The sequence below is a fragment of the Gaiella sp. genome, from assembly GCF_039915195.1.
GTDB lineage: Bacteria > Actinomycetota > Thermoleophilia > Gaiellales > Gaiellaceae > Gaiella.
In genome coordinates this window covers 16330-40105 of sequence record NZ_JBDSNT010000151.1, presented here as the reverse complement: position 1 = coordinate 40105, position 23776 = coordinate 16330, and the positions used below count along the sequence as shown (strand labels likewise).

Here is a 23776-nt window from a genome sequence, read left to right as displayed (position 1 = left end):
GCGGTCGCGACGATTCGCGAGCGAGCCGTGACTCCCACGCCTGAGCGCGTGGCCGAGATCGAGCGCGAGACGAACCACGATGTCGCCGCCTTCGTCGACGCCGTCTCCGAGGGGCTCGGCGAGGATGGGCGTTGGTTCCACTACGGACTCACCTCCTCTGACGTGCTCGACACCGCGCTCTCGCTCGCAGTGCAGGAGGCCGGCGCGGTCGTTCTCGAGGGCATCGACCGCGCGTTCGGCGCCGTCGTCTTCCGCGCAGAGGAGCACCGCGAGACGTTGTGCATGGGCCGCACGCACGGCGTTCATGCGGAGCCGACGACGTTCGGGCTCAAGCTCGCCGGGTGGGCGTTCGCGCTCGAGCGCGACCGAGATCGACTCGTCCACGCGATCGAGGGGCTGCGTGTCGGGAAGCTATCGGGCGCTGTGGGCACGTATGCGGCGGCCGAGCCTGCGGTCGAGGGGGTCGCGTGCGCGCGCCTCGGCCTCGAGCCGGCACCTAGCTCCACCCAGATCCTGCAGCGCGATCGCCATGCCGAGCTGCTGTCGGCGCTGGCGCTCCTTGCTTCGTCGCTCGACCGGTTCGCCACGGAGATCCGGCATCTCGCACGGACGGAGGTGCGTGAGGTAGAAGAGCCGTTCGGGCGGGGCCAGAAAGGCTCCTCGGCCATGCCGCAAAAGCGCAACCCGATCACGGCCGAGCGCATCTGTGGCATCGCACGCATCGTGCGAGCCAACGCAATCGTCGGGCTCGAGAACGTCGCCCTCTGGCACGAGCGTGACATCTCCCACTCGTCCGCCGAACGAGTCGTGATCCCCGACTCGTTTCTCGCCGTCGACTACATGCTCGACCGGTTCACCTGGCTCGTCGAGGGGCTCGTCGTGCGGGAGGTGCGGATGCTCGAGAATCTTGCGTCGAGTCATGGCCTCTACTTCAGTCAGCGCCTTCTCCTCGCGCTCGTCGAATCCGGACTCTCCCGCGATGAGGCGTATCGCCTCGTACAGCGCAACGCGATGCGCGCGTGGGACGAGGGCCTCGGCTTCCGAGGGCTCGTCGATGCCGACATGGAGATAGCGGGCCGCGTCGATCTCGGCGAGGTGTTCGACCCCGGCGCGTACACGGCGCATGTCGACGTCGTCTTCGGCCGTCTTCGCGCACTCGTTTCCGCGCGCGGGGAGGCTACGCGTGCCTGAAGCGGTTCACCTCGCAAGCGGCAAGGTGCGCGAGGTTTACGCGCTCGACGACGACCGCCTCCAGCTCGTTGCGTCCGATCGCATCTCGACGTTCGATGTGATCCTGCCGACACCGATCCCCGACAAGGGGCGCGTGCTCACCGGGATGTCCGCATTCTGGTTCGCCCGCACGCGCGAGCTCGTCCCGAACCACCTGCTCGAGCTCGGAGACGACGGGCGGACGACGATCTGCCGGCGCCTCGAGATGCTGCCTGTGGAGCTCGTCGTTCGCGGCTATCTCTCGGGCTCCGGCTGGGTCGATTACCAGGCGTCGGGCTCGGTGTGCGGGCATGCTTTGCCGTCAGGGCTCCTCGAGTCGGAGCGTCTAGCCGAGCCGATCGTCACGCCCGCGACCAAGGCGGAGGAAGGCCACGATCTCAACATCACGGAAGTGGAGGCTGCCCGGTTGTGCGGCGCCAACGCGTACGCAGCAGCGCGCGAAGCGGCGATCGCGCTGTACATCTTTGCGTCCGACCACGCGGAATCGCGCGGGATCATCCTCGCCGACACGAAGTTCGAGTTCGGTACCGACCGCGACGGGGTCGTGACCCTTGCCGACGAGGCCCTGACGCCGGACTCGTCTCGCTTCTGGCCGGCCGACACGTATGCGCCCGGTGGCCCACAGCCGTCGTTCGACAAGCAGTACGTTCGCGACTTCTGCCTCTCGACGGGGTGGGATCGCACCTACCCAGGCCCCGACGTGCCCGTGGATGTCGTGGCCGGCACGAGGGGCCGCTATATCGATGCGTTCGAACGCCTGACCGAGATCCCGTTCGAGCGCTATCTCTCCGACCCGAAGGTGGTCATGTGAAGGCGACAGTCCTGATTCGTCCCAAGGAAGCCATCCTCGATCCGCAAGGGGAGGCGGTCGGTGAGGCGCTTCGAACGCTCGGGTACGCGGTCACGAGCGCGCGTGTCGGGCGCCTCGTCGACGTCGATCTCGAGGTCGACGATCCGGCCGAAGCGGAGGAGGCGCTCGCCGCTATGTCGCGTGACCTCCTTGCCAATCCGATGATCGAGTCGTTCACGATCGAGATCGAGGATGGCGCGTGAGCGGTGGGCCACGGATCGCGGTCGTCACGTTCCCCGGGTCGAACGACGACGGCGACGCAGCGCTCGCACTCGAGCTTCTCGGAGCCGAGTCGGTTCGCGTCTGGCACGGCGAGACCGCGCTGCCGGACGGTACTGCGGGCGTCGTTCTGCCGGGAGGGTTCTCGTACGGGGACTATCTCCGCTGCGGTGCGATCGCGCGGTTCGCGCCCGTGATGGAGTCAGTCGGCGCTTTTGCGGCCTCGGGCGGGCCTGTGCTCGGGATCTGCAACGGCTTCCAGATTCTCTGCGAGGCGGGTCTGCTGCCCGGCGTTCTCCGACAGAACCGGCAGGAGCAGTTCATCTGCGCCGACGTCACGGTCACGGTCGAGAGCACGTCGAGCGCGTTCGCCGGGACATGGGCGGTGGCGCAGGAGTTCGTGATCCCGATCAAGCACGGCGAGGGCAACTGGTACGGCGACAATGAGCTGGTCGCTTCGCTCGAGGCTCGCGGCCAGATCGCTCTTCGCTACACCGAGGACGTCAACGGTGCGGTCGGGCGCGTGGCCGGCGTCACGAACGGAGGGGGAAATGTCCTCGGCCTGATGCCGCATCCCGAGCACGCAGTCGATCCGCTCCTCGGGCCGACGGGTGGCGTCGCGATCCTCGAGGGTTTGCTCAGCGCCGCGCGGGTTCCGCTCCAGGCGTAGCCTCCGGGCTCCCGTGCCGGGCGGACGTCCAGGCGTGTCGGCGAGCGCGCCTGGCGGCCTTGCCCGCCCGAATCACACCGGATCCGGCGGCAACGGATGCTCGATCGGCAGCTCGGGAACACGAGTCGCGGTCGTGATCCGGCGTCGACCGGGACGCTAGGCCGCGGAATGTACCGGGCTGTACGTGCCTCCGTGGTTCGGGTGCCTCTACGCGAGAAGCTCTGCGCGAACGGCATCGTCGCAGTTCGCCTCGGGACCGTAGGTCCAGGTTTCGAGTTCCGGTTCGCGACCGAAGATCTCGAGTGTCCGGTCACGGCGCGAGGCACCGCCCGGGCCCACCGACATCAAAGCTGCAGCTGAGAGGCGCTCGGCGTCGCGCAGACGCACCCAGTACTCATCGTGCTGATCGGCATCGATCAGCGTCTCCTGCATGACCGGATGGTGAAACGCGAGCGACGGCTCGAAGTGTGGTGCAGCCGTCGGCAGATCGAGAGACTCGCCCTCTCCGCCGAAGTGGTAGGTCAGATACCGCACATCGATCGCGCACCGCTCCCGCAGGAGGTCAAGAAGGCGGAGCCGCCTTGCCTCGACCGTCCCCCAGGGAGCCATGACCTCGCCCCGAACACGATCCCGGAACACTCGCTCGCGCTCGACCAGGAGGACGCGCGCACCTTCCCTCGCCAGGGCGATTGCCAACGACGATCCAGCGAGCCCTCCGCCGATCACGAGTACGTCGAATTCCGGATCCTGCCTCACCGCCTGGCAGGGTACTCCCGCACCTCAGCTGCGCGCAAGGGCGCACGCAGGAGGCTCGGCGAACGCCTCCGCTCGTGCTACCCGACGGTGTCAGCCCGTGGATTCGCCCGCACGCACTACCAGAGCGTCACGGGCCGGAGATGCCGGTGGCCGCGCAACCGGCGGTCCTTGGTGACGAGTCTCCACCCATGCTCGACTGCGGTCGCGTAGATCAGGCGATCCGCGGGATCTCCCGGGAACGTTGCCGGCAGTCCCACTGCCGTATCGGCGATTGCCGGCGTGATTCCGACCGTCCGCACGAGGCTGCCGAGCTGCTCGAGCCAGGATCTGACAGGGATCGTCAGCATGATCCGTTCGTTCCGCGCAAGCCACGCGAGCTCGTACCACGTGACAGCGGCGACGGCGAGCTCGTCGGCCCCGGCGAGCGCCTGGGCTGCGGCGGAGCTCACCCGCTTCGGCTCGGCAGACCACCAGTGCAGTACGTGGGTGTCGAGCAAGACGGTGGTCGTCACGAGGCGTCCCAGACGACCCCGGTCGTGAACAGGTCATCGTCCTCGCCCGCGGTCACTGCAACGCCCGCGAGCGTCCCCTCGAGCGCGTGGGGGCCGACGGCCGGCACGAGACGTGCGACGACACGTCCGTGCTTTGTGATCTCGATCTCCTCGCCGGTTGCCACCTCGTCGAGAAGGGCGAGGATGGTCGCCTTTGTTTCCGTAGCGGTCATTCTTCGGGGCACATAGCCATTATAATGGTCATTTTGTGTCACGGCAATTCGGGCCGTGCAAATGCCGGCATCGTTGCGCGCGGCGCAGGGTTGGGGAACGGGCTGTCGGCCGCTCCGGCCGATTCATGCCGGACGCCGCTCCGTTGAACGGGGAGATGAAGCCGCGAGGGGGCCGTAGCTCCGGGCAATACCCCCGCGCTACCGATCCGTCTTGCGGCGCCCCTCGTACTGACGAATCAGATCAGCACGTACGCGGTCGAGGATTCGCTGATGCTCTGGAGCGTGCGCCCAATCTTGCCAGACGCCCTCCAGCTTGTCGACGAGCGTTCGCAGGAATGTCGGCGAGCAAGTCACGCGAGCGACGACCATTCCTCGCGACTGCACGGGATCCATCCGAATGAAGTCCATCGTCACCTCGTCGGCCCAGGCTTCGACCTCGACTGCATTGGCCCACACGCCGACGAAGCGTCGGGAATCGCCTTGGACTTCTCTTCCTCGCTCATCGCTCAAGAGCCTCCCGCAGTTCCGGCGTCCGCTCAAGCAGCTTGTGCATACGCTCCACGTCCTTCGCCCGCAGCGTGACCGGCCCTCGGCGGGCACTGCCATCAGTCGTGTATGCGAACCGGACGAGCCGCTCGCCTCCCTCCGTCTCGAGCAGCTCCACGACCGTCGAGAACCGCCGCTCCCCGGCCCGCTGCGCGAGGTTCACCTGCTCGACCGATCGCGCCCTTCCCCATGGCGTCGAGATTGTCCGTGTCGTGATTGTCTTCATGGAAGACAACGTACCGTCGGAAACGTCATGGAGGGGTGTCGCCTCTGTGTCCAGTGTGCGCCGGTTCAGAGCACGCCGTACTTGACCCAGACCTCGCGGATGCCCATGCCGGCAAGAAGATCCTCGCGCGCATTGCCCTCCAGGCGGTGCTTCGTAACGACGGCTTCCGTAACCTCGGCGACCATCTCCTGCGGCACGACCACGATCCCGTCGACGTCTCCGACGACGAGATCCCCCGGACGAACATCGACTCCTCCGACGCGCGCCTCCACGTCGATGCCTGTCACGATCGCCCGGGCGAACGTGTCGAGCGGCGAGAGCCCGCGCGCAAACGTGGGGAAGCCGAGTGCCTTGATCTCGACCGCGTCACGGGCGTACCCGTCGATCACGACGCCCGCCGCACCACGACCCAGTGCGGCGCAGGAGAACAGCTCGCCCCACGAGGCGCAGCGAACACCGTCTGCCACGGCGAGGAGAGGCACGTCACCGGGCCGTAACCCGTCGAGCGCCGTCAGTTCGCCGTCGTAGGGGAGCTCCGGCTCCGACGTGTCGGCAACGATCACGACGGGTACCGCCACGCCCGCGAGTCGCGCCTCCGGCCAGAGCGGTCGGATCGCAAGGTCGAGTACCTGGTCGCGTCGGCCCAGCCGGTCGAGCGCGTCCGAGATGACGGCAACCGGCACATCACCGAGCACGGCGGAAGCGTCTCCGCTCACGGCGCGGCTGTCCGTGCTCGCGACCCGGTCTCGGCGACGAAGCAGCCCTCGATGTGGTCATCGACCATCCCGGCAGATTGCATGAAGGCGTACACCGTCGTCGGGCCGACGAAGCCGAACCCACGCCGCTTCAGTTCCTTCGAGAGCGTCGTCGACTCGGGTGTCGCCGCCGGGAGGTCACCCATGCCCGTCGGCCTCCCCGACCGCGGCGGCGGAGCGAACCCCCAGACGAAGTCCGAGAGCCCTTCGCTCAATTCGAGCGCAGCAGCCGCGTTTCCGATCGTCGCCTCGATCTTGCCGCGATGCCGGACGATCCCCGCGTCTCCGAGCAGCCGCTCCACGTCGCCCTCGTCGAATTGGGCCACGGCTGCGATCGAGAAGCCGGCGAACGCCGCGCGGAAGCTCTCTCGCTTGCGCAGGATCGTCAGCCACGAGAGCCCGGCCTGGAACCCCTCGAGCGACAGCAGCTCGAACAGGCTGTCATCGCCCCGCTTCTCGCGGCCCCACTCCTCGTCGTGATAGGTGCGGTAGAGCGGGTCGTCGCCGCACCAGCCGCAACGCGCAGTTCCGCTGGCGTCGTAGGTGAGATCGATCATCGTTCGATTGTGCCGATCGGTAGCGTCCGATGCGATGTTCGAGCTCACACTGGAGAACGCCGCGGCCTACCTCGTCGAGCGAGGCGTCGTCCCGCGCGGCGCCGCCATTGACGTCGCAGAGCTTCCGGGCGGCGTGTCGGCGACCGTGATCTCGGCGTCGGTCGCCGCGACCGGCGACGCGTTCGTCGTCAAGCAGGCGCTGCCGCAACTGCGCGTCCGAGACGAGTGGCTTGCGACGCTCGACAGGGCCGAGACCGAGGTCGCGGCCATGGAGCTGTGCGGGGCGATCACTCCCGGCGTCGTTCCGACAGTCATCGACAGCGACCCGGCCGTCCACGCGCTCGTGATGGAGCTGATCCCTTCGACCGCGCGGAACTGGCAGGTCGAGGTTGGGGAGGGGCGAACGCACGCCGACGCGGGTCGCTGGGCCGGAGCAACGCTCGGTGCCTGGCATACCGCGACCTCCGACGCCCCGCCTCCCCCGGGGTTCGGCGACATCGAGGCCTTCGAACAGCTCCGTCTACGCCCCTTCCACGAGACGGTGATCGAGCGGCGCCCCGAGCTTGCGGACGGGATTGCCCCGCTCCTCGAGGAACTGCGCAGAGACCGCCGCTGCTTCGTCCACGGCGACTACTCACTCAAGAACATGCTCGTCGGAAATACCGGCAACTGGGTGCTCGACTTCGAAGTCGCGCACTACGGGAACCCCGTGTTCGACCTCGGCTTCTTCCTCTCGTTCGTGGTGCTCTCGGCAATCAGGTGGGAGCCGTTGGTGCCGGAGCTACGCTCGCTCGCCGGTAGCTTCCTGGCCGGCTACGACGAGGCGGCCGGAGCGGAGTTCGCGGGAGACCGGGCGTCGGTGACCGCCCACACCGCTGCTCTGATACTTGCCCGAACCGACGGGAAGTCGCCGGCACAGTTCCTCGATCCGCCTTCGCGGGAACATGCCCGCGAGGCCGGGATCAAGCTCCTGCGCAGGCCGGAGGAGGGACTCTGGCAGTGGCGCTGATCGCGGATCTCCACGCGTGGGAAGCATTCGATTCCCGCGGCACGCCGACCGTGGGGTGCGCGGTGAGCCTCGAAAACGGTAGCGAAGGCGAAGCGACCGTTCCCTCCGGGGCGTCCACGGGATCGCACGAGGCACACGAGCGTCGCGACGGCGGCGAGCGATACGGGGGCAGGGGCGTCCAGGACGCGGTCGCCGCACTGCGCACGGAGGTCGGAACGGAGCTCGTGGGGCGAGACGTCCTCGATCAGGAGGGGATCGACGCCGCACTCCGGGCGCTCGACGGAACGCCGAACCTCACGCGGCTCGGGGCGAACGCCGTGCTCGCCGCATCCGTGGCGTGCGCGCTTGCGGCCGCCCGGAGCCAGGGGCTGCCGTTCTGGCGAGCGCTGTGCGCGGACCTGGCACCACTGCTCCCGCTGCCGATGGTGAACGTGATCTCCGGTGGGGCGCACGCGGGCGGCCTCATCGACGTGCAGGACTTCCTCGTCGTCCCGATCGGCGCGGCGACGTTCGTCGAGGCTATCGAGTGGGCCTCGCGCGTACGATCGGCGACAGCGACCGTGCTTCGCGACCGTGGCCACGACACGTCGCTCGTCGCTGATGAGGGCGGGCTTGCTGCATCGCTACCGTCCAATCGTGCCGCGCTCGATGTCCTGCTCGCGGGGATCGAGCGGAGCGGGCTCGAGCCCGGAGCAGAGGTGGCGATCGCGGTCGATGTCGCGGCAACACAGTTCCTCGTCGACGGGTCGTACGTGCTCGCGAGCGAGAATCGAAGCCTCCGTGCCCATGAGCTCGTCGACGAGCTGGCAGGCTGGGTTGTGGACTACCCGATCGTCTCGATCGAGGACGCGCTCGGCGAGGACGACGAGGCGGGCTGGCGGTACGCCACCGACCGGCTCGCGCCGTCTGTCCAGCTTCTCGGCGACGACCTCTTCGTGACCTCGATCGAGCGGCTAAGTAGCGGCATCGAGCAAGGCGTCGCGAACGCCGTCCTCGTGAAGCCGAATCAGGTCGGAACGCTGACCGACGCTCGGCGCGTGGTCGAGCTTGCCCAGGCCGCCGGCTACGCGACCGTGCTCTCGGCCCGCTCGGGCGAGACGGAGGACAGCTGGCTTGCCGACCTTGCCGTCGGCTGGCGCACGGGCCAGCTGAAGGTGGGCTCCACGACCCGCTCCGAGCGAACCTCGAAATGGAACCGGCTTCTCCGCATCGAGTCCGAACAACAGGACGCGATGTTCGCCGGAGGCGCGGCGCTTGCTCCGCTCCCCTCCGGTTGACGGTCCACCCGCTTGCATCCTGGTGGCCAGAGGCAGATGATCCACAGGTCTCAACAGACGACATGAGCAGCCAGCTACCGACCGAAACCGTCTCCACCCCCGCGCCACCGGCCTCGACCCGCGCGGGTCTCGAGCCCGTGATCCGGGCCGAGAATGTCTGGAAGATCTTCGGTCCGAAGGCCGACAGCATCATCGGAACGCCCGACGCAGACCTGTCGCGCTCGGAGCTCCGCGCCAAGACGGGCTGCGTCGCAGCCGTCCACGACGTCTCGATCGAGGTCTGGCCCGGCGAGGTGTTCGTCGTGATGGGTCTCTCCGGCTCGGGCAAGTCGACCCTCGTGCGCACGCTGATCCGCCTGATCGAGCCGACCGCCGGCGCAATCGAGATCGCCGGGCAGAACGTCACGAGCGCGAGTACCTCGGAGCTGCGCTCACTCCGTCGGAACTCCGTCTCGATGATCTTCCAGCACTTCGGCCTGCTCGCGCACCGCCGGGTGATCGACAACGTCGCCTTTGGCCTCGAGATCCGCGGTGTTCCCAAGCAGGAGCGACTCGAGAAGGCGCGTGCAGTTCTCGGCGTGGTCGGACTCGAGGACGTCGCGAACTCGTTCCCCGACCAGCTCTCGGGCGGCATGCAGCAGCGTGTCGGCGTCGCGCGGGCGTTCGTAGGAGATCCCACGTTGATGCTGTACGACGAACCGTTCAGCGCCCTCGATCCGCTCATTCGCAGAGACATGCAGGACGAAGTGATGCGGTTGCAGCAGGAGACCGGCAAGACGATGGTCTTCATCACCCACGACCTGCCCGAGGCGCTCCGCCTCGGCGACCGGATTGCGATCATGCGCGACGGCAAGATCGTGCAGCTCGGAACCGGCGAGGAGCTCGTCGGCTCCCCTGCCGACGCGTACGTCGAGAACTTCGTGCGTGACGTTCCGCGGAGCCACGTCCTCACGCTGCGCTGGATCATGCGCGATCCCGCACCGGGTGAGGAACGCGATGGTCCCGAGCTCGACGTCACAACCACGGTTCGCGACGCCGTGCCGGTCCTCGCCGGCAGCGAAAAGCCCGTTCGCGCGATGCAGGACGGCCGCGTCGTCGGAGTCGTCGATCGCGTCGCGGTGCTGAAGGCGATCGCCGGCGAAGGGGGCTAGGCCGCCGGTGTCCGCGCTGACCGAGGTGCCGATCGTTGTTCCAATGGTGAACCACCGGCCCTGGTGGAGAGGCCGACCCATCAAGGTGGTCGCCGTCGTCGCCGTGATGATCATCGTCTACCAGGCGCTCAAGCTCGAGTATCCCTGGCCGACGAGCCTCACGTTCACATCGCTCTCGGCGCGGCTCGACGAGTTCCAGACGTGGCTGATCGACCAGAGGACGGCCGAGGACACCGGCCTCTTCTTCACGATCTTCAACTGGTTCCGCCTCTTCCTCGACAACCTCGTCGGCTGGCTCAACCAGTTCATCCTCTGGATGACGTGGGTCGGCACCACCGTCGCAGGGACGCTCGTCGTCTGGCGCTTTGGCGGGCGCCGTGCCGCCGTGATCATCTTCGGCGCCTTCGCCTCGTTCGCCCTCCTCGGCCTCTGGCAGGCGAGCATGGAGACGCTCGCGTTGATGATCGCCTCCGTCGGCCTCGCACTCGTCATCGGCGTCCCGATCGGCATCATCGCCGGGCGCTCCGATCGGTTCCAGCGCGCTATCAACCCCGTCCTCGACGCCATGCAGATCGTGCCCGCGTTCGCGTATCTGATGCCGGTCGTGCTGCTCTTCTCGATCGGCTATGCGGCCGCAGTCGTCTCGACGATCATCTACGCGATCCCGCCGGCGGTCAGGATCACCGCCCTCGGGATCCGCGGCGTCCCGATCAACACCGTCGAGGCGTCCGCGTCGATGGGCGCAACGCGCCGTCAGATGCTCTCGAAGGTCCAGCTCCCGCTCGCGCGCCGGATGCTCCTGCTCGGGGTGAACCAGACGATCCTTTTCGCACTCTCGATGGTCGTGATCGCCGGGCTGATCGGCGGCGGCGGCCTCGGCGCGGTCGTCAACACCGGGCTCTACACCAATCCCGCGCTCGCGCTCCTCGCGGGCGTCGCGATCGTGATCATGGCAATGACGCTCGACCGCGTGACCGAGCAGATCGCGAACCGCACAGATCCGACCAAACGCCATCTCGACGACGCGGGGAAGAAGAAGCTGCGTACGCAGTCGGTCGGCGTTCTCGTCGCGATCGCCGGCACGATCGGGATCGCGAAGCTCCTCGGCGTCAGCGCCGTTTATCCCGACGTCGTCGGCGTGAAGGAACAGACCGTCACGATCCAGGAGACTCTGCTCGGGAAGATCCAGTGGGTGCTCGACTACGTCCAGGATCCGACGTCGTGGGTCTTCGGGATCACGGAGCCGACCGGGAACTCGATCCTGACGAAGCTGTTGCTCCCGATCCAGGGCTTTCTCGTCGAGTCGCCATGGTTCGCGACTGTCGCGGGATTGACGCTGATCGCATTCATCATCTCGGGCCGCCGACCAGCGTTCACGACGTTCCTGATGCTCTCACTGATCGGCGTTCTCGGTGTCTGGGCGCTCGCGATGGACACCCTCTCGCAGGTGCTCGTGGCGACGCTCTTCGCGGTCGCGATCGGCGTCTTCCTCGGCATCGCCGCTGCCGAGAGCGGGACGGTCTCGAGGATCCTGCGTCCGATCAACGACGTGCTCCAGACGATGCCGCAGCTCGTCTACATCATCCCGTTCATCTATCTGATGCCCGTCTCGGTCGTGCCCGGGATCATCGCGGGCGTCCTCTACGCCTTCCCGGTCGTGATCCGGCTCGTCGAACGAGGCCTCGGTGACGTCGCTCCGGAAACGGTCGAGGCGGCCGACGCGTTCGGTGCGACCCGGATGCAGATCCTGTTCAAGGTGAAGATCCCGCTCGCAGGCGATGCGATCATGCTCGGCGTCAATCAGGGCCTGATCATGGTGCTCTCGGTCGTCGTGATCGGAGGGCTCGTCGGGTCGGGTGGGCTCGGCTACGAGGTCGCGCAGGGCCTCGTGCGCGGGCAGTTCGGACAGGGCACAATCGCCTCGGTCGCGATACTCGCGCTCGGAATCGCGCTCGATCGCGTCACGCAAGGATCGAGAAAAGCTCGACCGGCGAACGAGATGTGACAAACAAGTACGGCCCAATCACGTTCAATAGACAGAGACGGATCTCAACAGGGAGGATCGGATGAAGAAGTTCTTCGGAACCAGAGGGCGACGGGGCGTCGTGCTCGGGGTCGTCGGGGTGGCCGCTGTCGCCGTGTTCGCGGCCAGCGCACTTGGCGGAAGCTCGCGCGCCGCTGCCTGCGGCAACGTCACGCTGAACGAGAACGCATGGGCCGGCTCTTCGGCCAACGTCTACGTGGTCAGGTACGTGCTCGAGAACAAGCTCGGCTGCAAGGTGAAGGTCTCGAACATCACCGAGGGTCAGCCGAACTTCCAGGCGATGGCGGACGGCAAGATCGACGTCATCCTCGAGGACTGGCAGAACCTCGGCTCGTTCCCGCAGTACACGAAGACCAGGAAGCTCGTGAAGGTCGGGACGAACGGCGTCACCGGTGTGATCGGCTGGTACATCCCGCGCTACCTGCTGAAGAAGTATCCGCAGTTCGCGACGTGGAAGGGACTGAAGGGCAAGGAGAGCATCTTCAAGTCGCCCGAGTCGGGCTCGCAGGGGATGTTCCTCGGCGGCGACCCGTCCTACGTTCAGAAGGACCGCGCGATCATCAAGGGTCTCGGCCTCAACCTCAAGCACGTCGTCGCCGGTGCCGAGTCGGCCCAGGTCGCGCGCTGGAGCCAGCTCTACAAGCAGAAGAAGCCCGTGCTCTTCTACTGGTACGACCCGCAGTACCTGAACGGGTCCTACGACCTGGTCAAGGTCAAGTTGCCGCCGCGCACGGCGGCGTGCAAGGACGACGAGAAGAAGGGCGGCGACCCGAAGCAGTACGCGTGCGAGTACCCGTCGTACCCACTCGACAAGATCATCGGCGCGAAGTTCGCGGCGAGTGGCTCACCCGCCGTCGGCGTCGTCAAGAAGTTCAAGTGGACGGCCAAGGATCAGAACACCGTCGCGTTTATGATCGGCGGCAAGAAGATGAAGCCGGAGAAGGCCGCCGAGACGTGGGTCAAGGCGAACCCCGGCAAGGTCAACGCCTGGCTAGGGAAGTAGTCGGGAGGGGCCGCGGTGGAAGAGCGTACCGCGGCCCCTCCCTCCTCTTCCCGTCGCCTTTCTTTTCTGCTCGCTTCGCGAGATCCTGAAGGGGCCCGCCCGCGGGCCTCTTTGGGCAGGGGCGTTGCGGCGAGCGCGGGAGGTGGACTTCAGCCGGTCGCCGAGGTGCGCGTGGACGTGAGCGGTCGCCTGCTCGATTTGGCACCCGCACTCGCGTCTGATATACACGTCGTATATCAACCGCGCCGCTCATCTCTCCGCCGTTTCTGCGGCCCGACCCCGAAGAGTCGCTGTCGCTCAGTGAGCGCGCGACCGTCGACATCCGCGAGCTGATCGTCACGCTCGAGCTCGCACCGGGATCACCCGTCAGCGAACGCGAGCTGATGGAGCGCCTCGGGCTCGGGCGTACGCCCGTCCGTGAGGCCCTCCGAACGCTCGCCCAGGAGAAGCTCGTCGAGGTCTACCCCCGCCGAGGCATCGTCGTCTCGCCCGTCGAGGTTGGAGATCTCGCGGCCCTCTCCGAGGCTCGGATCACCCTCGAGAGCTTCGCCGCCCGCCTCGCGGCAGAGCGTGCCAATGCCCACGAGCGTGATGTCGCGCGTGCCCTGCTCTCTGACCTTCCCGGCCCACGCGACGCGCACGATGAGCGCGGACTGATCGGCCTCGACCAGCGCATCCACCGCCACATCTACCGCTGCGCCCACAATCCGTTCGTCGAATCGGCGCTCAACGAGTACTACACGCTCAGCCTGCGCATCTGGTTCCTCGCTCTCGATCGCGTCACGCAGCTCGACGACGCGGTCACCGAGCATCGCGAGCTCCTCCAGGCGATCTGCGACGGCGACGCCGAGCGGGCCGAGGACGTCATGCGCCGTCACATCCAGAGCTTCGAACGGTCGATCCGCGCCGTTCTCTGATCATCGAACCCCGAAAGGCAAGGAGACCCATCCCATGAGTACTTTCCCCACGAGCGCCAGAGCCGTCGTGATCGGCTGCGGCATCGTCGGCAACAGCCTCGTCCATCACCTCACGCGACTCGGTTGGACGGACGTCGTCCAGATCGACAAGGGGCCGCTGCCGAACCCGGGCGTCTCGACCGGCCACGCGTCGAACTTCATCTTCCCTGTCGACCACTCGAAGGAGATGACGCAGCTGACTCTCGAGTCGCAGCGCCAGTACATCGAGATGGGCGTCAATACCGAGTGCGGCGGCATCGAGGTCGCCCGCACCGAGGAGCGGATGGAGGAGTTCCGCCGCAGGATGGCGTCTGCGAAGTCCTGGGGTGTCGATTCAGCCCGGCTCGTCACACCGGCCGAGATCAAGGAGATGGTGCCGTACATCGACGAGGCAATTCTCCTCGGCGGCTTCTACTGCCCCACCGTCTCCGTCGTCGACTCGCTCCGCGCCGGCACGATCATGCGCGAGAAGGGCATCGACAGCGGAGGCCTACAGGTCTTCGCGAATACGGACGTCAGCGGCATGGACGTCGAGCACGGCCGGATCAGGCGCGTGCACACCTCCCGTGGCACGATCGAAGCCGAGGTCGTTGTGATTGCGTGCGGCGTCTGGACGCCGCTCCTCGCTGCCATGGCCGGAGCGCACATCCCGCTCACGCCGGCTGTGCACCAGATGATCGACGTCGGCCCGGTGCCCCGGTTCGAGCGCTCGTCGAGCGCGATCGAGTTCCCGATCGTGCGCGACATGGACGTGTTCATGTACGAGCGTCAGGACGGCGTCGGCCTCGAGATCGGCTCCTACGCCCACCGCTCGATTCTCCACGACCCGGAGGAGATCCCGTCGGTCGAGGAGGCCGCGCTCTCGCCCACCGAGTTCCCGTTCACGCAGGCCGACTTCGCAGACCAGATGGAGCACGCGCTCGAGTTGATGCCCGAGATCGTCGGCGACGAGTCCGTGGGCGTGAAGTACGCGATCAACGGCCTCATATCACTGACCCCCGACGGGATGCCGATCCTCGGCGAGACGCCCGAGGTGAAGGGTCTCTGGTCTGCTGCGGCGGTGTGGGTCAAGGAGGGGCCTGGCGTCGGCAAATCGGTCGCCGAGTGGATGGTGCTCGGGGAGTCGCACATCGACCTCCATACCTCCGACGCGAGCCGCTTCCACGACCACCAGAAGACACGAGCGCACACGAAGGCCCGTGCGTTCGAGGCCTTTCCGAAGACCTACGGCATCGTTCACCCGGCCGAGCAGTGGTCGAGCGAGCGCGGCCTTCGCATTTCGCCGATGCACGCACAGGAGAAGGCACTCGGCGCGGCCTTCTACGAGGCCGTCGGCTGGGAGCGGCCGCAGTGGTACGAGGCCAACGCCCCACTCGTCGAGCACTACGGCGTCGAGCGGCGTGAGGGCGAGTGGGACTCCCGCTGGTGGTCGCCGATCATCAACGCCGAGCACCTCGCGATGCGCGAGCACGCCGGCATCTTCGACCTCTCCGCCTTCGCGATCTTCGACGTACAGGGCGCGGGCGCGCTCGACGCATTGCAGCACGCCGTGATGGCGCAGATGGACGTTCCGGTGGGCCGAGTCGTCTACACCCCGGTGCTCAGCCAGGGCGGCGGCTTCAAGTCGGACCTCACGATCATGCGACTCCACGATGACCTGTTCCGCGTTGTCACCGGCGGCGCGCACGGCATGGCCGATCGGAAGCTTTTCATCGACGCCCTGCCAGGCGATGGGTCGGCCAGCCTCGTCGACGTGACGACGGCATGGACGACGATCGGCGTCTGGGGGCCGAGGTCTCGCGACATCCTCTCGAGCGTCACTTCCGACGACGTCTCACACGAGGGGTTCCCGTTCGGGCGCTGCCGCACGATCGAGATCGGCTCACAGCTCGTGCTCGCCTCACGGATCTCCTACGTCGGCGACCTCGGCTGGGAGTTCTACGTGCCGATCGAGCAGGGCGCACGGCTCTGGGATGTGCTCTGGGAGGCGGGGCAGCCGCACTCGCTCACGGCCTGCGGGATCGGTGTCTACGGGACGACCGGACGGCTCGAGAAGGCGTATCGGGCCTACGGTGCCGAGCTCGAAACCGAGGTCAACGTCGTCGAGGCCGGGATGCAGCGGCCGAAGGTGAAAGAACAGGACTTCGTCGGCAAGGAGGCGCACCTGCGCCACCGCGAGGAGGATCCTGCTGCGATCCTCTGCACTCTCACCGTGGACGACCACACCTCCTCCGCAGGCGTCAAGCGGTATCCGCTCGGGCGCGAGCCCATCACGCTCCGCGACGGCACGCCGCTCACCGACGCGAAGGGCCGCCGTTCGTACGTGACGAGTGCCGGCGCGGGGCCGTCGCTCGGCAAGTACATCCTCATGGCCTACCTGCCGCCGGAGCACGCTCTCGAGGGATCAGACGCGCTGGCCGTGGAGTACATGAACGAGCGCTACCCCGTGACGGTTGCGGTCGCCGGTGCAACCGCACCGTTCGATCCCGAGAATGAGAGAATTCGCTCGTGAAGACACTCGTCTGCGTGAAGCGCGTTCCCATGACCGGTGGTCGTATCGTCCTCACCGAGGACAAGCAGGCGATCGAGACGAAGCATCTCGGCTTCGCGATCAGCCCGCACGAGGAGTGCGGCGTCGAGGAGGCCGTGCGACTGTGGGAACACCACGGCGGCGACACCGTCGTGCTCACGCTCGGCCCGGCCGACGCGCAGGAGCAGCTCCGCGACTCGATGGCGATCGGGATCGCTCGGGGAATCCATCTCGTCACGGATGGCGAGGAGTGGGATCCGGAGGCGACGGCGGGCGCGATCGTTGAGGCCGTGCGCGCCGACGAGGCAGCTTCAGGACCGTTCGACCTGATCTTCTTCGGTAACGAGTCGGCCGACTCCGGGGGATTCCAGATCGGGCTTCGCGTCGCTCATGCGCTCGATCGTCCCTGCGCGACGGGACTCAAGGGTGTCGCCGTCGAGGGCGGCGTCGCGCGCTGCGAGCAGGAAGAGGGAGGCGGACGCGATGTCTACGAGTTGCCGCTCCCGGCGGTCGTTACGGTGCTCGAGGGCCTCAACCTGCCGCGCTATCCCTCGGTTCCCGGCCGGATGCGGGCAGGGAAGAAGCCGCTCGACGCTTCGACGCCCGAACGGCCCGCGTCTCGGCTCGAGCGCTCGCGTCTTGTGGTGCCCGAAGGAGAGTCGAAGCAGGCCGAGGTGCTCGGCCACGGCGCCGATGCGGCCTCGGCCGTCGTCGACCTTCTCGAGCAGATCGGAGTGGCATCGTGAATCTCGTTCTCGTAGAGCATGTCGACGGTGCGGCCACCGATGTCTCGTTGCAGGCGCTGACGCTCGCAGCCGGTCTCGGGGGCGAGACGCACGCGCTCGTGATCGGGCCTGGAGGAACGGCTGCGGCGGCGAGCGTTCCTGCCGCGGTGGTTCATGTCGCTGAGCACGACGCCCTCGACGCCTTCGCGCCCGACGCGTGGGCCTCAGTCCTTTGTGGCCTCGCCGAGCAGATCGGTGCGACCGCCGTCGTCGCGCCCGGAACCGGGCGCGCGACCGATGCAATGGCGCGCGCCGCGGTGCGACTCGGTGAGCCGCTCGCCGCGAACTGCATCTCGGTGACGCAGGGCGATCCTCTTCTCCTCACGCGCGTTCGCTGGGGTGGGAGCCTCCTGGAGGAGGCGCGGCTCCACGCGGGACGAGCCTTGCTCACCGTGGCGCCGCACGCCGTTGCACCTGTCGCCGCGGGTGCGCCAGGCTCCGTGGAGACCTTCACGCCGGAGATCGCGGATGCCGACCTCGTCGTGCGCGTGCGCGACCGGGTTGCCCCTCCTGCCGGCGGCGTCTCGCTCGCCGACGCGAAGGTCGTCGTGACCGGCGGCCGGGGGGTTGGATCGGCGGAAGGCTTCGTGGTCGTCGAGGAGTTGGCCGGCCTTCTCGGCGGCGCCGTCGGTTGCTCGCGCGCGGTAACGATGTCCGGGTGGCGCCCGCACACCGACCAGGTGGGGCAGACGGGGAACAAGATCGCGCCCGAGATCTACATCGCGTGCGGCGTGTCGGGTGCGACCCAGCACATCGCCGGTGCGAAGGGCGCGAAGAAGATCCTCGCCGTCAACACCGATCCCGAGGCGCCGATCATGTCGATCGCCGACTACGCGGTCGTCGGGGATCTGCACGAGGTGCTGCCGGCGGTCTCGGCGGAGCTCCGGAGGCGGCGCGGATGAGGCCCGGGCGACCGGGGCGGCAGGGCGGGCGACGCTTCGCCTCGCTACCGCGAGGCTACGCATCGCCCCTACGGCGAGGCTACGCATTGCCCCTACGGCGAGGCTACGCATTGCCCCTACGGGTCGTTCGTTCCGTGCAATGACGTACGTCTCGGGCCTCGCGCTCCTCCTCGTTCTCGGCGTCGCCGGGATGCTCTTCGGCCGTCGCGCGCTGATGCTGACGCAGCTCGTGCGCCTCGGCAAGCCGTTGCAACGCTTCGACGACGTGCCGCAGCGCGTACGCAACCAGGCCGTCGTCGTGCTCGGCCAGAAGAAGCTCTTCCAGCGGCTCGGCCCGGGCCTCATCCACGCCCTCATCTTCTGGGGCTTCTTGATCCTCTTCCCGACGATCATCATGGCGCTGATCGGGGCCGTCTCGAAGGGCTCGACCCTCCCCTGGCTGGGCCATCAGGGCTGGTTCGCGTTGCTCGTCGACCTCTTCGTCGTCCTCGTCCTCGTCGGCGTGATCTCGGCGTTCTGGATCCGCAAGGTGCAGCGCCCCGAGCGGTTCAAGGGCAGCCACCTCGGCGAGGCCGATCTGATTCTCGGCCTGATCGCGATGATCGTCCTCACACTCCTGCTCTGGCACGCGGCCCTGATCGCCACGGGGCTCAACGAATGGCCCGCCTCCTGGTCACCGGTCTCGAATGCGATCGCGCAGGTGTTCGGTGAGGGGACGTGGGCGGAAGTGCGCGAGCGGATCTTCGTCTGGGCGCACGTCCTGTTGGTCGTCGGCTTCATGGCGTACCTGCCGCACTCGAAGCACCTCCACATCGCGACTGCGGCGATCAACGTCTGGTTCGGGCGCACGCGCCGGCGTGGCCGCCTCGAGCCGCTCGACTTCACTGTCGAGGACGAGAGCGAGATGCGCTTCGGCGCAGCCACGATCGCCGACATGACGTGGAAGCAGATGATCGACACGATGTCGTGCACCGAGTGCGGCCGCTGCCAGGACGTCTGTCCTGCGTATCAGACGGGCAAGGAGCTCTCACCGAAGCTGTTGATCATGGGACTGCGCGATCAGCTCTTCGCCGAGGGGCCGAACCTTCTTGCAGCGTCGAAGGGTGGCAATGCGTTCGAGCCGAGCGCGCTCGTCCCGAACGCGGTGAGCGACGACGTCGTCTGGGATTGCGTCACCTGCGGCGCCTGTGTGCAGGAGTGCCCGGTGGCGATCGAGCACGTCGATCACATCGTCGACCTCCGTCGTCACCTCGTGATGGTCGAAGGGCGATTCCCTTCCGACGGCGAGACGATGCTGCGCGATGTCGAGCGCTCGCAAAACCCCTGGGGCAAGCCGCAGACCGAGCGCGCCGACTGGACCGAGGGACTCGAGGTACGTGTGTTGCAGCCCGGTGAGCCGGCGCCCGACGTGCTCTACTGGGTCGGGTGCGCAGCCTCGTATGACGAGCGCGCGAAGACGACCGCGCAGTCCACGGCGAAGCTCCTGCAGGCGGCCGGCGTCGACTTTGCAGTCCTCGGCCCCCGCGAGTCGTGTACCGGTGATCCGGCCCGCCTGATGGGCAACGAGTACACCTTCCAGTCTTTCGCGGAGCAGAACGTCGCGACGATGAACGAGGCCGGCGTGACGAAGATCGTCGCGAGCTGCCCGCACTGCTTCAACACGCTCGCGAACGAGTATCCCGACTTCGGCGGCAACTACGAGGTCGTCCACCACACCGAACTCCTGGCCGAACTCCTGCAGGAAGGGCGTCTCGCTCCGGTCGCGGGCACGGAGGAGATCACCTATCACGACTCCTGCTATCTGGCCCGCCACAACGACGTCATCTCGGCGCCACGCGAGATCGTCTCCCGTGTCGGGAAGCCACTCGAGATGGCGCGAAGCGGCAAGCGCGGCTTCTGCTGCGGCGCCGGCGGCGCGCACATGTGGATGGAGGAGCGTGGCAACCAGATCAACGAGGAGCGCGCCCGCGAGGCGGCAGAGACCGGAGCCGGGACGCTCGCGGTCGCCTGCCCGTTCTGCACGATCATGCTCGACGACGGGGTTAAGCAGAACGGCTCGGAGATGCGCGTCGCCGACGTCGCGACGCTTCTCGCGGAGGCGCTCGAGCCGCGCGACGGAGCGACGACGTGATCTGGGGGTCGAAGGACGTTCGGTGGACGGTCTCGCACAGCCGCGAGCTCGTGCCGAGTGCGGCGGTGCGGCGTGGGGAGCGGGTCAGCCCGTTGCCGCGCGCGCTCGTCGATTTCGACGACCTCCCGATCACCGCCGGCGACGTCACGATGTCGCTCACGGAGGCTCTGCAGCAGTCGGACGTCGACGGGTTCTTGGTCATCCAGCGAGGGACGGTCGTCTTCGAGCGCTACCTGACGATGCAGCCCGAGACGTCGCACATCCTCCAGTCGGTGTCCAAGTCGATGACGGCCGCCCTCGTCGGCGTCCTCGTCGGCGAAGGACGCATCCACCCTGACGACCTCGTACCCGACCATCTGTCCGAGCTCGCCGGCTCGTGCTGGGACGGGTGCACGATCGAGCATCTCCTCGACATGCGCGCAGGCGTCGCCTTCAACGAGACCGACTACGAGGACGAGGCGTCGGAGTCATACCGCGGCTTCCGCGTTCTCGGGTGGCTCCCGCGGCTCGAGGACGATCCGTCACCCACCGACTACATCGCCGCGATGAGTTTGCAGGGCCCTCACGGGGGGCCGTTCGAGTACCGGTCGATCCTCACCGACGTGCTCGGGTGGTGCCTCGAGCGGGCGTCAGGTGAACCGCTCGCGTCCCTTTTCGCTTCGCGGATCTGGCAGCCGATGGGGGCCGGCCACGACGCCGACCTGCTCCTCGGCCCCGGGGGCTTTCCGCTCGTCGACGGCGGCTTCTGCGTCACGCTTGCAGATCTCGCCCGCTTCGGGCTCATGTTCCTGCAGGGGGGCGCGGTTGACGGTCGCCAGGTCGTGCCGGCCGAGTGGGTGCAACGTCTGCGCTCGGCCGATGCCGACCGGATCGAGGCCTTTCGATCATCGCCCGATTCGCACGACATGCCACCGACGGCCTTCTACCGCGACCAGTGGTGGGTCCGCGACGCCGAGGCGGGGATCTACTCGGGCTACGGCATCCACGGGCAGCAGGTGCTCGTCCACCAACCGTCCGAATGCGTAGTGGCGCGCATGTCGAGCTGGCCGCGCCCCTGGGACGACGATGCCGCCCGGCTCGGCGATGCTGCTGCGTTCGCCGTGTGCGCCGCGCTGGGCTGAGCTGCCGGCCGCTCGCGATCCCACCACCGTAGGGGCTATGCGGAACGGCGCCTCAGGCGCCGAGGAGCGTCGCCCGCGGGTCACACGCATCGGCGGGCGATGCATCGGCGGGCGATGCATCGGCGCCAGCGTGTGCGTCGCCCCTACGAGGCGTGCTCCAGCGCGGCCCGCGCCGCGTGATACCCGCACATGCCGTGTACGCCGCCGCCAGGTGGCGTCGACGACGAGCAGAGGTAGACGCCGTTGATTGGCGTCTTGTAGGGATTCAGGCGGGCGACCGGGCGGGCGAAGAGTTGCCGTAGGTCGGCGCTGCCGCCGTTGATGTCGCCGCCCACGTAGTTCGGATTCCGGGCTTCCATCGCGGCAGGATCGAGCACGCTGCGCGCGAGGACGAGGTCGCGAAACCCGGGTGCGAAGCGCTCGAGCTGTGCTTCGATCGCCGCCACTGTGCCCTCCGTCAGCGTCGAGCCGTTCGGGACATGCGTGTAGGCCCACACCGTGTGCTGCCCCGCCGGTGCGCGTGTCGAGTCGAAGAGGCTCTGCTGCGCAACGAGAACGTAAGGCCGCTCGGGGTGACGGCCCTTCGAAACCGCTGCCTCGGCGGCCGCGATTTCGTCGAGCGTGCCGCCGAGGTGGACGGTGGCGGCTCGGGCACACTCGGGTGCCGCCCAGGGCACCGGCCCGGAGAGCGCGTAGTCGACCTTCACGACGCCAGGGCCATAACGGTACTTCTCGAGCGCCCGCCGATACCGCGCTGGGAGCTCGTCGCCCGCGAGCGCGAGGAACTGCGTCGGCGTCACGTCGAGCAGGACGTGTTTGTGTTGATTCAACACGAGCTCCTTCAGCGACGTCACGGTGTGGCCCGTTTCGATTTCACCGCCGAGCGAGCGGAGGTAGGACGCAAGCGCATCGGCGATCGACTGCGAGCCGCCGCGGGGGAGAGGCCAACCGACCGAGTGGCCGAGCATCGCGAGGATCAAGCCAAAGGACGCCGTGGCGGTCGCTTCGAGCGGGAGCATCGCGTGTGCAGCATTGCCCGCGAAGAGCGCGCGGGCGCGCTCGCCATCGAAGCGGGAGCGGGCGAGGCCGGAGGCCGAGCGCAGCGCGCTCCGCCCGAAGCGCGCCATGTGAATCGGATGCCGAGGCGGGCGTGGCCCGGCGAGCGTTCCTGCGACGAGCTCGTCGGATGCGTCGACGAGCGGGTCGAAGAGGCGACGCCAGGCGCGCGCATCCTCACCGAGCCCCGCTGCGGTTTCCGCGAGCGAGCGCTCCAATAGCACCGCAGTGCCGTCGTCGAGTGGGTGCGCGAGGGGTGAGGGCGGCTGGATCCACTCGACCCCGTGCTCGGCGAGCGGCACGGAGCGCATGAACGGGGAGGCGATCCCGAGCGGGTGGATCGCCGAGCACGTGTCGTGCCGGAATCCGGGAAGCGTCAGCTCCTCGGTGCGAAGGCCGCCGCCGATCGTGTCGCGGCCCTCGAGCACGAGCACCGAGCGACCGGCGCGCGCAAACACGATCGCCGCCGCCAGGCCATTGGGCCCGGAACCGACGACGATCGCATCGTGCACGCTGCTGACGTTACCGAGCGGAGGTCAACCGGCGGTCTTCTTGCCCGGCTTGAGCATGTGGAGCGTCGAGCGGATCGCGACCGAGTGCTTCACGTTCTTCGCCTGTGACCATTGGCGCTTCTTGTCGACGCACGTGACCGTCGTCGTCACCTTCGGGTCATCGACGCCAAGATGGGTGGCGAGGTTCGCGAGCGTCTGCTCCCAGAACTTGTTCTCCATCTTGTGGCCGCCCATCGTCAGCCCCATCTCGCTGATCGGATCCTGGGCGCGCATCAGAACCTGGGTCTGGGCGACCGGACGTCCCTCCTCCTCGTGGGAGCTGAACGTGATCCACCCGGCGAACATGTGCCCTTCCGGCGTCATCAGCGTGAACGACTCGTTGTCGGAGTAGAGCACCATGACGCCGGTCTTGAACTTCATTCCACCCGGCCCGGCGGCCTTGATCAGCGCCACCTCACCCGGCTCGAGCCCGGTGAGCGGCGGGTAGAAATCATTCCCCTTCGGCCAGAACGAGGGGAAGTTGTCTCTCCACTCCGCGATCACGGCCTGCGGCGTGGCCTCAACTCCGTCGATACCGACCTTGTAGGTCTTCTGCCACATCTTCCCGAAGCCCTGGACGGGGCTCAGGAGGCGCTTGCCCTCGACGAGATTGGCTGCGCCCGGGGTCGTCTCCGTCACGGTCAGCGTTGACGTGGGCTTCGCCCAGTTGCCCGTATCGCGCGGTTCCTCGGCCATGATTACCTCTCTCCTCCTTTTCGATTCGTGA

General features: G+C 67.7%; 24 protein-coding genes. 15 read left to right on the top strand and 9 right to left on the bottom strand.

Annotated features, from left to right (window positions below; all coding sequences use genetic code 11):
- The 4 genes from purB to purQ all read left to right on the top strand — a co-directional run.
- A partial coding sequence (gene purB / locus ABIR74_RS13910; protein WP_348179158.1) for an adenylosuccinate lyase occupies positions 1 to 1191 on the top strand: 1191 nt, incomplete at its 5' end.
- Positions 1184 to 2041, top strand: coding sequence for a phosphoribosylaminoimidazolesuccinocarboxamide synthase (locus tag ABIR74_RS13905; RefSeq protein WP_348179156.1), 858 nt, complete (start codon positions 1184 to 1186; stop codon positions 2039 to 2041). The genes purB and ABIR74_RS13905, both read left to right, overlap by 8 nt.
- A complete protein-coding gene (purS, locus tag ABIR74_RS13900) occupies positions 2038 to 2283 on the top strand; it encodes a phosphoribosylformylglycinamidine synthase subunit PurS (RefSeq protein WP_348179154.1) in 246 nt (81 codons plus the stop codon). Before ABIR74_RS13905 ends, purS begins: the two co-directional genes overlap by 4 nt.
- A complete protein-coding gene (gene purQ, locus ABIR74_RS13895) occupies positions 2280 to 2969 on the top strand; it encodes a phosphoribosylformylglycinamidine synthase subunit PurQ (RefSeq protein WP_348179152.1) in 690 nt (229 codons plus the stop codon). Before purS ends, purQ begins: the two co-directional genes overlap by 4 nt.
- Positions 2970 to 3176: 207 nt before the next feature.
- Here purQ and ABIR74_RS13890 read toward each other — a convergent pair whose 3' ends face one another.
- The 7 genes from ABIR74_RS13890 to ABIR74_RS13860 all read right to left on the bottom strand — a co-directional run bounded on the left by ABIR74_RS13890 (position 3177) and on the right by ABIR74_RS13860 (position 6533).
- A complete protein-coding gene (locus ABIR74_RS13890) occupies positions 3177 to 3725 on the bottom strand; it encodes an FAD-dependent oxidoreductase (protein ID WP_348179150.1) in 549 nt (182 codons plus the stop codon).
- 116 nt (positions 3726 to 3841) lie between these two features.
- Complete coding sequence (locus ABIR74_RS13885) at positions 3842 to 4237, bottom strand: PIN domain-containing protein (RefSeq protein WP_348179148.1); 396 nt, start codon at positions 4235 to 4237, stop codon at positions 3842 to 3844.
- Positions 4234 to 4449 (bottom strand): type II toxin-antitoxin system prevent-host-death family antitoxin, encoded by a 216-nt coding sequence (locus tag ABIR74_RS13880; RefSeq protein ID WP_348179146.1) that lies wholly within the window; start codon positions 4447 to 4449, stop codon positions 4234 to 4236. Before ABIR74_RS13880 ends, ABIR74_RS13885 begins: the two co-directional genes overlap by 4 nt.
- Positions 4450 to 4647: 198 nt before the next feature.
- Positions 4648 to 4905 carry a hypothetical protein gene (locus ABIR74_RS13875; protein ID WP_348179144.1) on the bottom strand — a complete coding sequence of 86 codons (258 nt, stop codon included), beginning with the start codon at positions 4903 to 4905 and terminating at the stop codon, positions 4648 to 4650.
- 43 nt (positions 4906 to 4948) lie between these two features.
- A complete protein-coding gene (locus ABIR74_RS13870; RefSeq protein ID WP_348179142.1) occupies positions 4949 to 5221 on the bottom strand; it encodes a hypothetical protein in 273 nt (90 codons plus the stop codon).
- A gap of 65 nt (positions 5222 to 5286) precedes the next feature.
- Positions 5287 to 5937 (bottom strand): RraA family protein, encoded by a 651-nt coding sequence (locus ABIR74_RS13865; protein ID WP_348179140.1) that lies wholly within the window; start codon positions 5935 to 5937, stop codon positions 5287 to 5289.
- Complete coding sequence (locus ABIR74_RS13860) at positions 5934 to 6533, bottom strand: DNA-3-methyladenine glycosylase I (RefSeq protein WP_348179138.1); 600 nt, start codon at positions 6531 to 6533, stop codon at positions 5934 to 5936. Before ABIR74_RS13860 ends, ABIR74_RS13865 begins: the two co-directional genes overlap by 4 nt.
- A gap of 34 nt (positions 6534 to 6567) precedes the next feature.
- On the opposite strand from ABIR74_RS13860, the gene ABIR74_RS13855 reads away from it, so the two are divergent.
- The 11 genes from ABIR74_RS13855 to ABIR74_RS13805 all read left to right on the top strand — a co-directional run bounded on the left by ABIR74_RS13855 (position 6568) and on the right by ABIR74_RS13805 (position 21442).
- A complete protein-coding gene (locus tag ABIR74_RS13855; protein WP_348179136.1) occupies positions 6568 to 7542 on the top strand; it encodes a phosphotransferase in 975 nt (324 codons plus the stop codon).
- Positions 7533 to 8819, top strand: a complete 1287-nt coding sequence (gene eno, locus ABIR74_RS13850; RefSeq protein WP_348179134.1) for a phosphopyruvate hydratase — start codon at positions 7533 to 7535, stop codon at positions 8817 to 8819. Before ABIR74_RS13855 ends, eno begins: the two co-directional genes overlap by 10 nt.
- A gap of 62 nt (positions 8820 to 8881) precedes the next feature.
- A complete protein-coding gene (locus ABIR74_RS13845; protein WP_348179131.1) occupies positions 8882 to 9970 on the top strand; it encodes a glycine betaine/L-proline ABC transporter ATP-binding protein in 1089 nt (362 codons plus the stop codon).
- Positions 9971 to 9977: 7 nt separating this feature from the next.
- A complete protein-coding gene (locus ABIR74_RS13840; RefSeq protein ID WP_348179129.1) occupies positions 9978 to 11975 on the top strand; it encodes an ABC transporter permease subunit in 1998 nt (665 codons plus the stop codon).
- Between the two features lie 61 nt (positions 11976 to 12036).
- Entirely contained in the window at positions 12037 to 13017 is a 981-nt protein-coding gene (locus ABIR74_RS13835) for a glycine betaine ABC transporter substrate-binding protein (protein ID WP_348179127.1), read from the top strand.
- 233 nt (positions 13018 to 13250) lie between these two features.
- The gene (locus ABIR74_RS13830; RefSeq protein WP_348179162.1) at positions 13251 to 13934 is read left to right on the top strand and encodes a GntR family transcriptional regulator; all 684 of its coding nucleotides are present in this window, start codon (positions 13251 to 13253) and stop codon (positions 13932 to 13934) included.
- A 34-nt stretch (positions 13935 to 13968) separates the two neighbouring features.
- Positions 13969 to 16485, top strand: a complete 2517-nt coding sequence (locus tag ABIR74_RS13825; RefSeq protein ID WP_348179125.1) for an FAD-dependent oxidoreductase — start codon at positions 13969 to 13971, stop codon at positions 16483 to 16485.
- Complete coding sequence (locus ABIR74_RS13820; RefSeq protein WP_348179123.1) at positions 16482 to 17249, top strand: electron transfer flavoprotein subunit beta/FixA family protein; 768 nt, start codon at positions 16482 to 16484, stop codon at positions 17247 to 17249. Before ABIR74_RS13825 ends, ABIR74_RS13820 begins: the two co-directional genes overlap by 4 nt.
- The gene (locus ABIR74_RS13815) at positions 17246 to 18190 is read left to right on the top strand and encodes an electron transfer flavoprotein subunit alpha/FixB family protein (protein ID WP_348179121.1); all 945 of its coding nucleotides are present in this window, start codon (positions 17246 to 17248) and stop codon (positions 18188 to 18190) included. The genes ABIR74_RS13820 and ABIR74_RS13815 overlap by 4 nt, the downstream gene beginning before the upstream one ends.
- A gap of 139 nt (positions 18191 to 18329) precedes the next feature.
- Positions 18330 to 20321 carry a (Fe-S)-binding protein gene (locus ABIR74_RS13810; RefSeq protein WP_348179119.1) on the top strand — a complete coding sequence of 664 codons (1992 nt, stop codon included), beginning with the start codon at positions 18330 to 18332 and terminating at the stop codon, positions 20319 to 20321.
- A complete protein-coding gene (locus ABIR74_RS13805; RefSeq protein ID WP_348179117.1) occupies positions 20318 to 21442 on the top strand; it encodes a serine hydrolase in 1125 nt (374 codons plus the stop codon). The genes ABIR74_RS13810 and ABIR74_RS13805 overlap by 4 nt, the downstream gene beginning before the upstream one ends.
- A gap of 143 nt (positions 21443 to 21585) precedes the next feature.
- Here the strand turns inward: ABIR74_RS13805 and ABIR74_RS13800 are convergent, their stop codons facing one another.
- Entirely contained in the window at positions 21586 to 23010 is a 1425-nt protein-coding gene (locus ABIR74_RS13800) for an NAD(P)/FAD-dependent oxidoreductase (protein ID WP_348179115.1), read from the bottom strand.
- A 24-nt stretch (positions 23011 to 23034) separates the two neighbouring features.
- The gene (locus ABIR74_RS13795; RefSeq protein ID WP_348179113.1) at positions 23035 to 23745 is read right to left on the bottom strand and encodes a hypothetical protein; all 711 of its coding nucleotides are present in this window, start codon (positions 23743 to 23745) and stop codon (positions 23035 to 23037) included.
- Between the last annotated feature and the right edge of the window lie 31 nt (positions 23746 to 23776).